Here is a 14,548-nt window from a genome sequence, read left to right as displayed (position 1 = left end):
CGGGGATTCCAACGCTACATCGCTGCCATATGAACCAGGGTCAGGCTCCCGGCCGGGAGCGACCGGTACGCTGTTTCAGGCCGTTCCGGCCGTTGCTTGCCGCTGCCTGGCTCGCCCTCGGCCTGGCGGGGGTGACGCCACAGCGCGCATACGCGGGACAGATATGCGATGCGCCTTACATCCACGACGGCGGACGAATCCGCTTCGAGGCCGACGGCCTGACGCCGATGACGACGCTTGCCTTCGTCAGCAAGGTCGATGACCTCGAGCGCGACATGTGCTCGCTCAATCTGGACATCTACTCGAAGTCGGCACTGCGGCGGCTGATGGGGCCGCCGGTCGAGACGGTGCAGCGCCACCGCGTGGTGATCGACGAGCGCTCGGGGCAGCCGATCGTGCACAGCCTGAACGCGCGCGTGCAGGCCTATGGCCAATACACGGAGCTGATCGGCGAGATGAGCACCAACTCCAACGGCTTGCTGCTGTATCCGCCGGCGCTGGTGGAGGGCCAGGTACTGCCCCCGGAGACGTTCGTGTCCCGCTATGACTTCCGCATCGTTGACCGGCGCACCGGCAGCAAGGTGTCCGAGCTGGAGGCGTCAAGCGTGCGCCTGACCCTGTCCGAACGCAGGGTGGGGCCGCTGCAGCGCCTGCAGCTTGCCAGCGGCTCGCTGCTGTGCTGGCCGATCCGCTATACCAAGTTCATCGATCTCGGCGGCTTCCGGCTGGACGACGTGGTGGTCGACCTGGAGCCGACGGTGCTTGACATGACGGACTGGTATTGCCCTGCGCGCAGGTTCGTGATGCGCCAGGAGGTTCGGTACAAGAACCAGCTGCAAGTTATTGACGTCGTGGAAATCGAATAGGGCGGGCGATGCGGCCTGCGGTGCAGGCCGGCAGCCTGTCTCCCCTTTGCAATGGCGCGTGCTGTTCGCGTTGAGCGAACGCCGGGTTGGGCAAAACCGTGGTTTTTCTCTGGAACCATTTCCCTATACTGCAGAAAGAGCTGACTCGCTCGCTTTCTCTCCTTGTTTTCAATTGCCAGGATTTCCAGAGGATCGATATGCTGAAGAGGAATTTGCAATCGCTGTTGGTGGCTGTCGTTGTCGGTACCGGTGCGGTTGCCGTGGCCCACGCACAGGGTGCCAAGCCTGATGGTGTCCATACGAATGGCGGCCGCGCGGCCGACCCCTATACCGACGGTGCGAAGGCGGGCAAGGCTGATCCCTACACCGACGGCGCGAAATCCGGGAAGTTCGACCCGTACACCGACGGTGCGAAGAAGTCGACGAAGAGCAACCTGAACCCGACCAACCGTCGCCCTGATGCCTACACCGACGGTGCCAGGACGGGCAAGAGCGATCCCTATACCGATGGTGCGAAAACAGGCAAGAGCGACCCCTACACTGACGGCGCGAAGAAGCCCTGAGGCGCCGCCCGGTGCGTCGCGGCAGGCGGGCTGAGCCGGATCCGGCCAGCCGCCGCGACGGGAAACGCGAACCGCGAACCGCTGCCTGCGCCCTGCGGCAGCCTTACTGCATCTTTCCCAGTTTCCCGATCCGCACCATCATCTCGGTGAACATCTGCAGGTCCAAGTCGAGATCGGCGACTTCCTTGTACTCCTTCGCGTTGTGCGCAGTGTACTTCTTGCCCGGCATGGCCGGCCCGAAGTTGATGGCATTGGGCAGCAGCTTGGCGGTGGTGCTGCCTGCCGTGGCCACGGGCCTGGCTTCTAGCCCGGTGGTGTCGCCAAAGATGTTGAGCAGGGTGGCAAGCCACGCGCCCTTCGGGTCGCGCGCCATCCAGTTGCCCTGGTCGTACTTGATCTCTACCGTGGAGCCGGTGGAGGCCGCCCACTTGTAGATGCGCTGGACTGCCTTGCCGCTCAGCGCCTCCGGCGTACTGCCGCGCGGCATGCGCACATTGGTGGTGACCTCGACAAACTCGCCTTGCTCGCGGATCTGCGTCGGCGACATGGTCAGCGGGCCCATGAACGGGTCGCGATAGGCCAGCCCCATCTTTTCGCCAAGGTAGCCCACGCCGTACAGGTCGCCGATATAGCGCGCCGCCCGCAGGTATTGGTTGTCGGCCAGCGGCAGGCCGGACGCTTGCAGGAACAGGGCCAGCCGTGGCAGCGGGTTGACGCCTTCTTCGGGGCGCGAGCCGTGTGCCGATACGCCGGTTACCTTCACCTCCACGTCGTTGCCGTCGCGCTTGACGTCGATGCTGAACTTCCCGCCCTGCGGCGTGTACTTGCGGAGGAAGGCCGCGCGGGCGCCATCGAGCGCGGCCATCACCGAGGCCGGATTGCCGCCGGCGATGCGCGCGACGGCAGTCTCGGGCACGCTGTTGGCCGACGCGGCGCCGCGCATGGCAACGATGGCTGGCCGCCGCTTGCCGTCGGTACCCAGTACCGGGAACAGGACCCGCAGCGCGCCCGAACCCTTCTCCGCCACCACGGCCGGATACTTGCTGTCGAGCACGATGTTGTAGTCGGGCAGCGCGTTGCGTTCGCGGTAGTACTTCATGCCATCACCACCGGTCTCCTCGGTGGTTTCGATCATCAGGCGCAGGCTGCGCTCTAGCGACACGCCACTTTCCTTGACGGTCTTCATGGCGTAGAGCGCCGCGGCAACCGAGCCCTTGTCGTCGATGGTGCCGCGGCCGTACAGGTAGTCGCCCACGCGCGTGACGGCGAACGGATCGAGCCTGGTGCCGTTGTCCAGCACCCATTCGTCGGCGATGGCCGGCACCACGTCCGCGTGGGTCAGGATGCCGAAGGTGTCCAATCCGGTACCGGGCAGCGTGACTTCGAACACGCGATTGTCGATGTTGCGATAGACCAGCCCGAACGACTTTGCCATGCCTTCGACGAGCTTGCCGAACTCGATGATGGCGGGGTTCTCGTGCTGCGGGATCTTGTCGTCGCGCACGGTGCGCAACGCAACCATCTTGCCGATGGTGTCGATCACCGCGGCCTCGTTATGCACGCGGTTGTACACGCCCAGCAGCCGGCCGATGTTGACCAGGTTGTCGCCGCTGAGCGGGGTTCCTGCCTGCCATGCGGCCACGGCGGGCGCAACTGCTGGTTCGGTCTTGGCCGCGTTGGCCATGAACGTTTCCAGGCTGCCCGGCGCGCCAGGCTTCTGGGCCGCGACCAGCGCGTCCAGCGCCGGCTTGCGCAGCGTTTCGGCCAGGGCCGGGTGGGCGAGCGCCAGCGACAGCGCGAGCAGGGAAAACAGGCGGCCGGCGTGGCGGCGGTTGGTGGTCAGGGGTGAAGGGCAGGTCATCAGGCGCCTTGGCGAATCCGGAGGTATGTCGACAGATGGACGCATGATAGGGCACTTGCCATGTCCCGCCGCAAAAATGGCATGCCGCCAGGCGGCACTTACCCCTGTCCATAAAGGAAATCTATCCGCCATACGATAGTAATAAACAATCGATTTCTTTGAAATGATGAATTGTACAAATCACATTGGTATCGCCAGAATGGCTCCATCGCTGCAACACGCAGCAAACACCGAAACCAAGGAGTGATCCCGATGCTGCAATCCCGTGAAGGCCAACGCGTTCCCAATGTCGCTTTCCGCATCCGCCAGGACAACGAGTGGAAGACCGTCACCACCGCCGAACTGTTCGATGGCAAGACCGTCGTGGTGTTCTCGCTGCCCGGCGCCTTCACGCCGACCTGCTCGTCGACCCACCTGCCGCGCTACAACGAACTGGCGCCGGCCTTCGCGAAGCAGGGCGTGGACGCGATCCTGTGCGTGTCGGTCAACGACACCTTCGTGATGAACGAATGGGCCAAGGATCAGGAGTCGCAGAACATCACCATGATCCCCGACGGCAATGGCGAGTTCACCGAAGGCATGGGCATGCTGGTGGACAAGGCCGACCTCGGCTTCGGCAAGCGCAGCTGGCGCTATTCGATGCTGGTCCGGGACGGCGTGGTCGAGAAGATGTTCATCGAGCCGGAGGAGCCGGGCGACCCGTTCAAGGTTTCCGATGCCGACACCATGCTGAACTACATTGCCCCCGACGCCAAGCGCCCGGACCAGGTGGTGGTGTTCTCGAAGGTGGGCTGCTCGTTCTGCGCCAAGGCCAAGCAGCAACTGTCCGACGCGGGCTACGAGTACATCGAAGTGCCGCTGGACAACAAGGTGCGCGGCAAGGTGCTGGGCGCCGTGTCCGGTGAAATGACCGCACCGCAGGTGTTCATCAACGGCAAGCTGGTCGGCGGCGCCGCCGCGCTCGAGCAGTTCCTGGGCAAGTAATCCCCGTATCACGACCGCACTACGCGGTCCGGCAGTCGCCGGACCCGATGGCGCCGCGCTGCCCGCGCGGTGCCATCCAGCCCGCCGATTGATGTCAAATCGATTTCAAAAAATCTCTGAAGGGAAGGAACCGTACGCCATGAAGACCATCCAGACCGACGTCGCCGTCATCGGAGCAGGCACCGCCGGCCTCGCCGCCTACCGCGCCGCCATCGCGGCGGGCAAGCGCGCCGTGATCATCGAAGGCGGCCCGTACGGCACGACCTGCGCGCGCGTGGGCTGCATGCCGTCCAAGCTGCTGATCGCCGCCGCCGAAGCCGCGCACGAGCTGCGCCACACAGCACCGTTCGGCGTACATGTGGATGGCAATATCCGCATCGATGGCCGCGAAGTCATGGCCCGCGTCCGCAGCGAACGCGACCGCTTTGTCGGCTTCGTCGTGCGCGGCGTGGAGACGATCCCCGAGGCGGACCGCGTGCGTGGCTATGCCCGCTTCATCGACAACACCACGCTGGAGGTGGCCGCCGCCGATGGCGACATCACCGTGCGCGCCAGCCGCGTGGTGATCGCCACCGGTTCGCGTCCGGTGGTGCCGGCACCGTTCAAGGTGTTCGGCGATCGCCTGATCGTCAATGACGACGTGTTTGCGTGGGACGACCTGCCGCGCAGCGTGGCCGTGTTCGGCCCCGGCGTGATCGGGCTGGAGCTGGGCCAGGCGCTGTCGCGCCTTGGCGTGCGGGTGCGCGTGTTCGGCGTGCGGGGTTCGCTGGGTCCGCTGACCGACCCTGTCGTCCGCAGCTATGCGGACGAGACGTTCCGCAAGGAGTTCTACCTCGATACCGAAGCCAATGTCACTGACATGGCCCGTGAAGGCGACCTGGCCCGCATCACCTACACCGACCGCGAAGGCAAGTCCGTCACGGAGACCTTCGACTACGTGCTGGCCGCGACCGGCCGCGAGCCCAATGTGCGCGGCCTTGGGCTGGAAAACACCGGCTTGGAGCTGGACGCGCGCGGCGTGCCGGTGTTCGACCCCGCCACGCTGCAGTGCGGTGTATCGCCGGTGTTCATTGCCGGGGATGCCAACAACATCCTGCCGTTGCTGCATGAAGCCGCCGATGAAGGCAAGGCTGCCGGCGAGAACGCCGCCGCCTACCCGCAGGTGAAGCCGCTCGCGCGCCGCGCACCGATCGCGGTGGTGTTCTCGGACCCGCAGATCGCCATGGTCGGCAAGCGCTTTGCCGACCTGGCCGAGGGCAGCTTCGTCACCGGCGAAGTCAGCTTCGAGGACCAGGGCCGCAGCCGCGTCATGCTGAAGAACCGTGGCCTGATGCATGTGTACGCCGACAAGGCGACCGGCCGTTTTCTGGGCGCCGAATGGACCGGCCCGCGCGCGGAGAACATTGCGCACCTGCTGGCGTGGTCGTATCAGCAGGGGATGACGATCGCGCAGATGCTGGCGATGCCGTTCTACCACCCGGTGGTGGAAGAGGGGTTGCGAACGGCGCTGCGCGACGCGGCGGCCAGGCTCGAAGCCTGAGGCGGCAGGGGTTCAGCGGCCGGCGAAAGCCGGCTCGCGCTGATGGCTCGATAGCGAGCTGGCGGCGGAAGTGCTAGGCGGCTAGCGCTGTATCGATGGCCCGCTGCAGCCGCTCCATGCCGAAGGTCACGTCCTGCACCACGCCGTTGACGAAGAACGACGGCGTGCCGCGCACCTGCCATTGCGTGGCGCCGCGCATGTCGTCGCGGATGTGCGGCAGGTGCGCGTGCGCGGACATATCCCGGTCATAGCGGTCCAGGTCCATGCCGAGCATGCCGGCGTAGTGGCGCAGCGCTTCCGGCTTGAGCCCGTCCGGCTTTTCGTGCAGCAGGCGATACATCTGCCAGAACTTCTGCTGCGCGCCGGCCGCTTCCGCGCATTCGGCCGCGGCTTCGGCCGACGGATGCCAGTGCGATACCGGATAGTGGCGGTAGACGAAACGCACCTGCGGGCCATAGTGCTCCATCAGGATCTTCATGGCCCCGTAGGCCATCCGGCAGTACTCGCATTCGAAGTCGCCGTATTCGACAACGGTGACCCTGGCGGTGTCGGGGCCGATCGCATGATCGGCGGGCATGATAGCGACGTGTGGCATGAGGCGCTCCGGTACGTTGGGCGGGCGGCCCGGGACTTTTCAGTTTAGGCGCAGACGTTCTTCAGGGTAGCGGGGGCGACAACCCATCATCACCATACACACCCCGAAACTCGCAAGAAAACATCGCCGATTTGCGGGTGATGGAGGGCGCAAGACGACCTATCGGAGACATCCGACGGCGACGGATCCCAACGGCTGTTTAGGGCTGAACTCCTGCCACTCTTCAAGGTAACAAGACTGCCCGTCCCTTGATGCGTCCTTCCCGCAGTCGCTGATAAACGTCGGCGGCGCTCTCGAGGGGGAATTTCTCCACGTCGGCACGGATTCTGCCGGCTTCGGCGAGCGCAATCACCTCCATCAGTTCGCTGCGTGATCCCCAATATGGAATGCTCACCTGACAACCATAGGGAGGACGGTTGGGGGCGTAGTGAAGTATGCCGCCGGCAAGCCCTACCACGGTGATCCGGCTGGCACGGCCGACGACGCGACAGCAAAGATCGATGGTCGGCTGGGCGCCGACGAAATCGAGGGCCACGGCCACGCCACGCCCGCCGACCATGTCGAGAATCTCTTCGGCCGCGCGGTGCGCATCCCGCGTGTTAATCGTGTGGGTGGCTCCTAGCTCGTGTGCGTGAGCCAGTCTGGCATCGTCGATGTCACCGGCAATGATCTTCACCGGTGTCATGGCCCGCAGGATCTGCAATGCCATGTGGCCGAGTCCGCCAATGCCAAGGACCAGGATGGTCGCATCCGGCGTCAAGAGGGGAAGTGCCGCCTTGATTGCGTGATAAGGAGTGAGCCCCGCATCGCTGAGCGGCGCAGCCTCTGCCGGATCGAGCGTGCCCAGCGGCACTAGCAGGCGCGGGGACGGCACGATCATGTATTCAGCCATGCCGCCATCCAGGCCCAGGCCGCCACCCACTGCAGGGCTCCTTGCATGGCCTTCGCAATAGTTTTCGGCTGAGGTCTGGCAGGTCCGGCAAAGGCCGCAGCCCCATGGACCATAGACAGCGACCGGATCACCTTCCTTCCATCCTGTCACGCCATCGCCGATGGCTTCCACCCATCCCGCGTTCTCATGGCCCAGTGTGAATGGACCGGTCCTGCCGACGCCGTGGTCCAGGACGTGAAGATCGGAATGACACACGCCTGCGCCTCCGATCTTCACCAGCACTTGCCCGGGACCGGCAATCGGCTTGGGCAGATCAACGATTTCCGGCGCGCGTCCCGCCTCGATATATCTGACTGCTTTCATGAATAGGATGTCATCTGGCGCCGAGGCGCACGGAGAGCCGATACGGCATGCGAATATCAGTCCGCCTTGATATCCAGCGATTTGACGATTCTTGCGTTGCGTTCGAACTCGACGCGCAAATCATTCGCCAGTTGAGCTGTGGACTGGTCCGGCATGGGTTCGAAGCCCACGGAAACCAACCGGTCATGGACTTTTGGCGTTGCCGCAGCCCTGCTCACTGCCGCGTGGATCTTCTCTGTCAGTGCAGGAGAAACCTTTGCAGGGACCACGACGCCGGTCCAGTTCCGGAAGTCGATATCGGGATAGCCCTGCTCCGCCAGCGTCGGCACATTCGGCAACTGAGGCCACCGCGTCTTCGACGCCACGCCAAACACCTTGATCTTGCCCGCGGCAATGAGCGGTTTGGATGTCACGACGCCATCGAACATGAGCGGGACCTGGCCTCCCATGACCTGGGTCAGTGCCGGAACCGACCCGGGGAACGGCACATGCGTCAGATCCAGCCCTGCCTCCTTGTTGAACATGGCGCCGGCGTACTGGGAAGCCGTTCCAGAGCTATAAGAGGCATAGCTCAGTTTCCCCGGATTCGCCTTCACCCAGGCGACAACGCCCTTCACGTCCCTCGCGGGTACGCCGGGCGATCCCACGAACACCATGACGCCGCGCGCCAGTGCAACAACCGGCTTGACATCCTTCAGCGGATCGAAGCCGACGTTGAGAACCTGCGGCACCTCCGTCAATACGTTGCTGGCAGTCAGAAGGATCGTCCGTCCGTCCGGCGGCGACGAAAGCATCGACCTGACAGCGATGGAGCCGCCCGCGCCCGGCTTGTTATCCACAACCACGGGTTGGCCGATCTGGGTGGACAGTTCATCCGCCACGATTCTCGCAACGATGTCGATGGTGCCGCCGGGTGGGGCGGGAACGATCATGCGCACGGGCTTGTCGGTCCAGGCGAATGCGCCCTTTGCACCAAGCGCCATGAAGAGGGCGCAAGTCAAATACCTGCAGGTTCTGATGATGGCTGTGTGATTCATGTTCTGTCTCCGCCGTGAATCATTGACACATACGTGGCTGAGGCTGCTCAAGGCTCAGAATGGGCAATGGCACCTCAAACGCCTGGAACTCCCGACGTGGCCGATAGGCTCGAAGGCTCAACTGGAAAGGACCGGCCGGCGCAGGCAACCAGTTGGCCCTGCGGGTCGGTTCTTCCGGCATCTGGTGCTGGATGTAGATGCGGAGTGAGTTGTCCGGCTCGTAGTGAAGGTGCGCAGTCCGGTCTCCGATCGAGTAACGGTCTATGGGGTTCTCCACAAAGAATCTTCGACCATTCTCGGTTGGCTCATACAGGGACAGCGACCAGAATGCCTCCACCGGAATCCCCTGGCGGGAAATAGTGAGGCGGTAGTTGTTCGAGCCATGCAGCAACGCTCCGTCGTCGTCGGTCGTTCGGCCAATGTAGGTGGCCTCGGTTATGGGCAAGGCCCCCAAGCCTGCGAGTGCGAGCGCGGCCCGCCACTCATACCGTTTGTCGGCGTCTTCGAGTTCATCGAATACCCACCAGCCCTCGACATTGCGCCGCAGGCCGATGAACGCGCTTCGGATGCGGGTGTGAGCCGGGGCCATGCCCGATTGCCACGCACGCCTGGTCGCATCCGGCAAACTGGCCCATGGATCGCGGGAGCCGGGTATCACTCCGAGCATCGCGATCCTCTCCAACATGGCCGCGTCCTCGAGGGGCGGCGGATTGCGTTCAAGCTGCTCCGCAACGACAGCTAGGAAGTTGGCCGGGTCCATCGGATCCGTTGGTTCAACCACCGGGCTTCGGACAGGCTTGCACGGGGTCACCGACAGGCATTCCTGCATCGCATGAGCCGCCGCAAGGTCATCTTCACCATTGACGATCCATCTCGCAAGCAGCCAGACATCATTGCCGGGGGCACGGATCACGCGCCCGGCAATCGGCCTGGCGTGATCGGCGGGGCCTGCAAGCGTGATCACGACCGGCCCGGGTGCATCCAGGTGCTGGCCGTGCAGCGCGAAGTTGTTGGTGAATGCATCCATGAATGCGATCGACCAATATCGATCGGGTGGCAGTGCGGCCACGGCGACCGTGACCGGGCCGCCTGATAAATCGAGCCACGCCCGGGAGTACAAAGTGTCGTTGTTCGGGGTCGTGATCCAGCGGCACGTATTGTCGGCAAGCCTGCGCTCATGGCAAACGGTGTTTGGAGCAAGCGGGGGCTGCCCCATCCAACCCGTCATGTCCCGATGGCGTGTTTTCGCCACCTCGTAAAGAGGGAAGCCGTAGACGAGCGCGTCGGATATCGCGGCTTCAAGATCCTGCTTCACGGCATCTCCTTGCGAGGCACGGCGTCCGAATGTTCCCCGATCAGGAGATCGCGCTGCCGTTCGTGGCTGGATCTGGCGACATGGTTGAAGATGCCCCGCGTCATGGTCGCGGCTTCATTGCCCGAACGTGCGGCGTAGACCCTTGCACGGACCCGGTGGGCAGCCTCAGATCCGGGCTCCGCCAGGATGGTCAACTCCACCAGATGACACGCCATCCGGAGATCGCCCTCGGCTTCGAGTTCAGCAACGCGCTCAAGCACCCTGGCCACGCCGCCTGACAGCGCAATCCATTCACAGGCTTGCTGGACCCGGGGCGCGGGGAGCAAGTTGTCAGGCTCGCCATCCCACCATCCGCCGTAGCGGCGCCAGACATTCCGCACGAGGAACTGGGGGTGGTCGTAGATGGGCTGCAGGTAAGGCTTGCCTGCGAGGTGCGCCGGCGGCGAGACGCGATGGATGACGTCGTCCAGCGGCAGGCCCCGGTTCATCAGGGTGAGCGTCTGCCGTTCAATCGACTCCAGGTACTCGGCCGTGTCGAGCAGCGCCTCGCTGACCCGCGTCGCGCCGAAGATCGGCATGCCGTGGCCGCAAATCATCACCTCGGGCTGGCACCCCGACATTTCGCGCAAGGCAGTTGCCCACTCTTCGCAATAACGCTGGACCTTCTGAGGATTGCCTGCATTGGGAACAGCCCAGATGAACAGGTCTCCAGGGAACAGCCAGCGGCGTTCCGGCACCCACACCCAGACATGATCGTCCGTTTCGCCCCGGGCGTGCCGCAGTTCGAACGTCAGGTCTCCGACTCTCAACGTGAGCGCCCGGTCGAACGTCACGTCCGGATAGCGAAAGTCCGTGGGACCCTTTGCCGGACCGAGCTGGCGGCTGAACTGCCGCGCCTTGACGGCGTCGATCCAGCCTGCCGTTTTCCGGTATCGGTCCAGATGCTGGGGCAACAGCGTGTGTGCATATACGACGGGTGCGGCCCACCCCTGTCGCGCTGCTTCTTCGTCAAAGCGGCGCGTGGCCCAGATGTGGTCGAGATGGTGCTGGGAGAATACGGCGGCAACCAGCGGCGTATGCGGGCGCCACTGGCGGACTGTTTCGTACACACGATCCATGTCGCTACGGGTACCGGCATCCAGCATGATGAGTCCCGCACCGGTATCGATCACGGTAATCGCCGCCACGCCCTTGAAATAGAGGAGACCGGGTGCAAGCTCCTGGGCACCGGGATATGTCCCGGTAACAGGATGGTCTGTCTCGAGCAGATCGACCTGGCCGTGCCAGTATTGCTCCGCGAGGGAAAGAAAATCAGTCTCGGTCATCTTGCGTGTCCAGGCTAGTCCGGTGGCTTGAGTCCTCACACAGGTTGCGCGGTTGCGCTTCCTGGCGATGGGATGAGGCCGAATCTAGCCGAGGTATCATGTGAGAAATGCCACCTGGGTGGCAAATCACCCTGGTACCTTCCCCTAGACGGAGCCGGACATGAAAGTACCCGCCAGGCCGCTTTCCACGCGCTCGTCGCCAAATATCAACAGCCTGGAGGTCTTGCCCGAGCATTCCCTTCGCGCTTTGCGCGAAATCGGAGTCCTGCGGCAATGGAGGCGGGGCCAGGTCCTGCATTGGGCGGGTGATCATCCCGAATCGATCCTCGCCGTGCAGAAAGGACTTTTGCGCATCTCGAATAGTGACTCGGCCGGCAACGAGAACATCCTGGCCTGGCTCGAACCCGGCATGGTTGGCGCATTGGCTCCCGTGATCGCCAACCAGCCATTCAACTTCAACATCGTCGCCAATTGCCAGAGCGAAGTCCTGCACATTCAACGGGAGCGACTCCTCGAGCATATCGGGCGCGATTCGACGACAGCATTGGCCATCACCATGCTGCTTAGCAGCAGGCTGAACAACGTGCTGGAAATGTTCGGAACGCAGGCCTTCGAGTCCCTGGCGGACAAGGTGTGGGCTCGCTTGGTTCAACTGGCGATGCAGTCCCGGCAGAACGGCACTGCCACAGTTTGTGTCGAGGTGACACAGGCGGATCTTGCGAGATCGGTCGGTGGATCACGCTATCGCGTAGGTCTCGAATTGAACCGGCTCGAAGCAACGGGAGCCATTGCCCTGTCGCGCGGGCGAATCGAGATCCCGCGCGAGCAGCTTAAGCGCCGCCCGAGGAAAGGTTCGTAGTGCCTCGCCTCGCTGAGGGGATGGCACATTGCGAGCTTGCTGGCGGTCGAGCGTCGCCATGCCGGATTTCCGTGGAAGTCTCCTTTTTGATAACAGCAGCCGCTTGAGTGGCCGAATCCATCGATAGCGGATGGCAGATACGGCCCGAGCAACCGAGTCAGATCGCATGTCCGAAGCTTGCTATCCATTGCAGAAAAGAGGCGGCGCGGCTTACCTTATATTTGCTGGCTTGGTGCTGCGCCACTGCGTCGGCGTCATGCCGAACTGCGCCGTGAACCAACGGACGAACGAGCCATAAGCGGAGTAGCCAAGCGATTCGGCAATGCGTCCAAGCGAGTGACTTCTGTTGTCCATATAGTGGGTAACGAGATCGCGCCGTACGCCATTGACCATGTCCGAGAAGACCTTTCCAGCGCCTTCGAGTTGGCGCTGTAGTGTACGCACGTTCATCCCCAGGCCCTGAGCAACCTGCTCGATCGTCGCGCGCCGTGCCGGAAGCATCAGATAGATGGCCTTGCGGACCTCGAGCACAATCGACGGCTCGTTGGCTCCCGGCAGGCCTGCAAGCAGGCGTTGCGCATGGCGTGCCATGACGGGGTCGGCAATCGGGTTGGGCAAGTCCAGGTCGGCAGCGCGGCAGATCAAGCCATTGAAGGCGCTTGCAAACTCCAGCTTCCCTCCGAAGATGCGGCGGTGCAGCCGCAGATCATCGGGAGCGTCATGAGTGAAATGGACGCTGAGGGGATGCCAGGACGTGCCGATCAGTGTGCTGCACATGCGTGTCAGTGTGCCCAGCGCCAGCTCGACTGACTGCACGGTCGGCCCGGCTTCATCCGCGACGACGTCCTCCCGCACGATGACCTTCCTGCCAGTCTCCTCGATACGGATCACCAGGAACTCGTTCATCAGGTGCCGGTACTGAATCATGGTTCCAAGCGCGTCGCGCAGCGTCTTCTGATGCGTGAGCAACACGCTGACGACCCCGAGGTCGGACAGCTGCCACAGGTCGGCCATACGCAGCCCGAACGTCGGGCATTGCGTGAGTCGTGCTGAGGCTTCCAGCAAGGTCACGGCAGCACTTCCGGAAATCCAGTGTTCCGGGTCCGCAAGCTTCTCGCTGCTCAACCCCAGCTTGCGCAGCAACGGCCGCGGTTCAAGGCCCAATTGCTGCGCGACCTTGAAATAGTGGGTCAGCACGCCAGTGCGAATCAATGTGCTCATTACTTCTCCTTCACCGGGTATAGCCCGATTCGTTCGCTCCGTGGAAACCCGAATGCCTCGACATTCTGTCACGAAATGAGACATGAATGTCGTGAAAAGAGAGGCAACGGTCGACCTGGGATTACTAGACTGATCCCGTAATTCGACGACAGACGGAACCCCATGGCAGCCCCTCAGAACAAGGTCATAGTCACCTGCGCCGTAACGGGCGGCATTCACACGCCAACGATGTCCCCCTATCTGCCCATCACTGCGGAAGAGATTGCCCGCGAGGCAATCGGTGCGGCCCAAGCGGGCGCCTCGATCGTCCATCTGCACGCACGCAAGCCGGAGAATGGCCAGCCGTCGCAGGATCCCGCACTGTTCCGCGAATTCCTGCCGGAGATTGCCGCGCGTACCGACGTCATCATCAACCTCACCACCGGCGGCGCCCCAAACATGCTCGTCGAGGAACGACTGCAACCGGCGCTGCAACTCAAGCCCGAAGTCGCGTCGCTGAACATGGGGTCGATGAACTTCGGCTTGTACCCGATGCTCGGCAGGCACAAGGAGTTCAAGTACGACTGGGAACGTCCTTACCTCGAAGGCTCGGAAGACCGCGTCTTCCGCAACACGTTCAAGGAAATTCGCTACATCCTGGAATCGTGTGCCGGCAACGGGACTCGCTTCGAGATCGAATGCTACGACACCAGCCATCTCTACACGGCGGCGCATTTCATTGATCGGGGCATCCTCAAGCCGCCGTTCTTCATTCAGTCCGTGTTCGGCTTGCTCGGCGGCATCGGCACGCATCCCGATGATGTCATGCATATGCGCCGCACCGCCGAACGGCTGTTTGGCAAGGACTACTACTGGTCCGTGCTCGGCGCGGGCCGCAGCCAGATGCCGATCGCTTCCATGGCGGCTGCGATGGGTGGAAATGTCCGCGTGGGCCTGGAGGATTCGCTTTGGGATGGTCCGGGCCGGCTTTCGGCCAGCAACGCCGACCAGGTCAAGCGCATCGTCGGGATCCTCAAATCCCTGAATCTGGAGGTGGCCACGCCGGATGAGACGCGCGACATGCTGCAGTTGAAGGGCAGGAATGCTGTTGCATTCTGATCTCTTCAATTTACGACCCTTAACCCACG

At 63.3% G+C, this 14,548-nt stretch carries 13 protein-coding genes; 6 read left to right on the top strand and 7 right to left on the bottom strand.

Annotated elements, in window-relative coordinates:
• The first annotated feature begins 92 nt into the window (after positions 1 to 92).
• Together LDO29_RS04140 and LDO29_RS04135 are read left to right on the top strand one after the other, a co-directional pair.
• On the top strand, positions 93 to 866 hold the full coding sequence (locus tag LDO29_RS04140) for a hypothetical protein (RefSeq protein ID WP_224078527.1): 774 nt from the start codon (positions 93 to 95) through the stop codon (positions 864 to 866).
• Between the two features lie 197 nt (positions 867 to 1,063).
• Entirely contained in the window at positions 1,064 to 1,429 is a 366-nt protein-coding gene (locus tag LDO29_RS04135; protein WP_224078526.1) for a hypothetical protein, read from the top strand.
• A 103-nt stretch (positions 1,430 to 1,532) separates the two neighbouring features.
• Here the strand turns inward: LDO29_RS04135 and LDO29_RS04130 are convergent, their stop codons facing one another.
• Complete coding sequence (locus tag LDO29_RS04130) at positions 1,533 to 3,290, bottom strand: dipeptidase (RefSeq protein ID WP_224078525.1); 1,758 nt, start codon at positions 3,288 to 3,290, stop codon at positions 1,533 to 1,535.
• Between the two features lie 252 nt (positions 3,291 to 3,542).
• On the opposite strand from LDO29_RS04130, the gene LDO29_RS04125 reads away from it, so the two are divergent.
• Both LDO29_RS04125 and LDO29_RS04120 read left to right on the top strand, forming a co-directional pair.
• A complete protein-coding gene (locus tag LDO29_RS04125; protein ID WP_224078524.1) occupies positions 3,543 to 4,274 on the top strand; it encodes a glutathione peroxidase in 732 nt (243 codons plus the stop codon).
• A 139-nt stretch (positions 4,275 to 4,413) separates the two neighbouring features.
• Positions 4,414 to 5,814, top strand: coding sequence for a dihydrolipoyl dehydrogenase (locus LDO29_RS04120; protein WP_224078523.1), 1,401 nt, complete (start codon positions 4,414 to 4,416; stop codon positions 5,812 to 5,814).
• Positions 5,815 to 5,887: 73 nt separating this feature from the next.
• Here the strand turns inward: LDO29_RS04120 and LDO29_RS04115 are convergent, their stop codons facing one another.
• The 5 genes from LDO29_RS04115 to LDO29_RS04095 all read right to left on the bottom strand — a co-directional run bounded on the left by LDO29_RS04115 (position 5,888) and on the right by LDO29_RS04095 (position 11,341).
• Entirely contained in the window at positions 5,888 to 6,409 is a 522-nt protein-coding gene (locus LDO29_RS04115) for a DsbA family protein (protein ID WP_224078522.1), read from the bottom strand.
• Between the two features lie 223 nt (positions 6,410 to 6,632).
• The gene (locus LDO29_RS04110) at positions 6,633 to 7,664 is read right to left on the bottom strand and encodes an NAD(P)-dependent alcohol dehydrogenase (RefSeq protein WP_224078521.1); all 1,032 of its coding nucleotides are present in this window, start codon (positions 7,662 to 7,664) and stop codon (positions 6,633 to 6,635) included.
• Positions 7,665 to 7,720: 56 nt separating this feature from the next.
• Positions 7,721 to 8,701, bottom strand: a complete 981-nt coding sequence (locus tag LDO29_RS04105; RefSeq protein ID WP_224078520.1) for a Bug family tripartite tricarboxylate transporter substrate binding protein — start codon at positions 8,699 to 8,701, stop codon at positions 7,721 to 7,723.
• A gap of 19 nt (positions 8,702 to 8,720) precedes the next feature.
• A complete protein-coding gene (locus LDO29_RS04100) occupies positions 8,721 to 10,016 on the bottom strand; it encodes a DUF1254 domain-containing protein (RefSeq protein WP_224078519.1) in 1,296 nt (431 codons plus the stop codon).
• Positions 10,013 to 11,341 (bottom strand): alkyl sulfatase dimerization domain-containing protein, encoded by a 1,329-nt coding sequence (locus tag LDO29_RS04095; RefSeq protein WP_224078518.1) that lies wholly within the window; start codon positions 11,339 to 11,341, stop codon positions 10,013 to 10,015. The genes LDO29_RS04100 and LDO29_RS04095 overlap by 4 nt, the downstream gene beginning before the upstream one ends.
• A gap of 160 nt (positions 11,342 to 11,501) precedes the next feature.
• On the opposite strand from LDO29_RS04095, the gene LDO29_RS04090 reads away from it, so the two are divergent.
• A complete protein-coding gene (locus LDO29_RS04090; protein WP_224078517.1) occupies positions 11,502 to 12,200 on the top strand; it encodes a Crp/Fnr family transcriptional regulator in 699 nt (232 codons plus the stop codon).
• Between the two features lie 210 nt (positions 12,201 to 12,410).
• Here the strand turns inward: LDO29_RS04090 and LDO29_RS04085 are convergent, their stop codons facing one another.
• Positions 12,411 to 13,421, bottom strand: coding sequence for an AraC family transcriptional regulator (locus LDO29_RS04085; RefSeq protein WP_224079103.1), 1,011 nt, complete (start codon positions 13,419 to 13,421; stop codon positions 12,411 to 12,413).
• A gap of 162 nt (positions 13,422 to 13,583) precedes the next feature.
• Here LDO29_RS04085 and LDO29_RS04080 point away from each other — a divergent pair, with 162 nt between their 5' ends.
• Positions 13,584 to 14,519: a BKACE family enzyme gene (locus tag LDO29_RS04080; protein WP_224078516.1), complete on the top strand. Its 936-nt coding sequence runs from the start codon at positions 13,584 to 13,586 to the stop codon at positions 14,517 to 14,519.
• Positions 14,520 to 14,548 lie beyond the last annotated feature (29 nt).

The organism is Cupriavidus laharis, assembly GCF_914271435.1.
In the GTDB taxonomy this organism is placed as follows: Bacteria; Pseudomonadota; Gammaproteobacteria; order Burkholderiales; family Burkholderiaceae; genus Cupriavidus; species Cupriavidus laharis.
The sequence above is the reverse complement of the archived record's forward strand: the minus strand, read 5'-3'. Positions and strand labels throughout refer to the sequence as shown.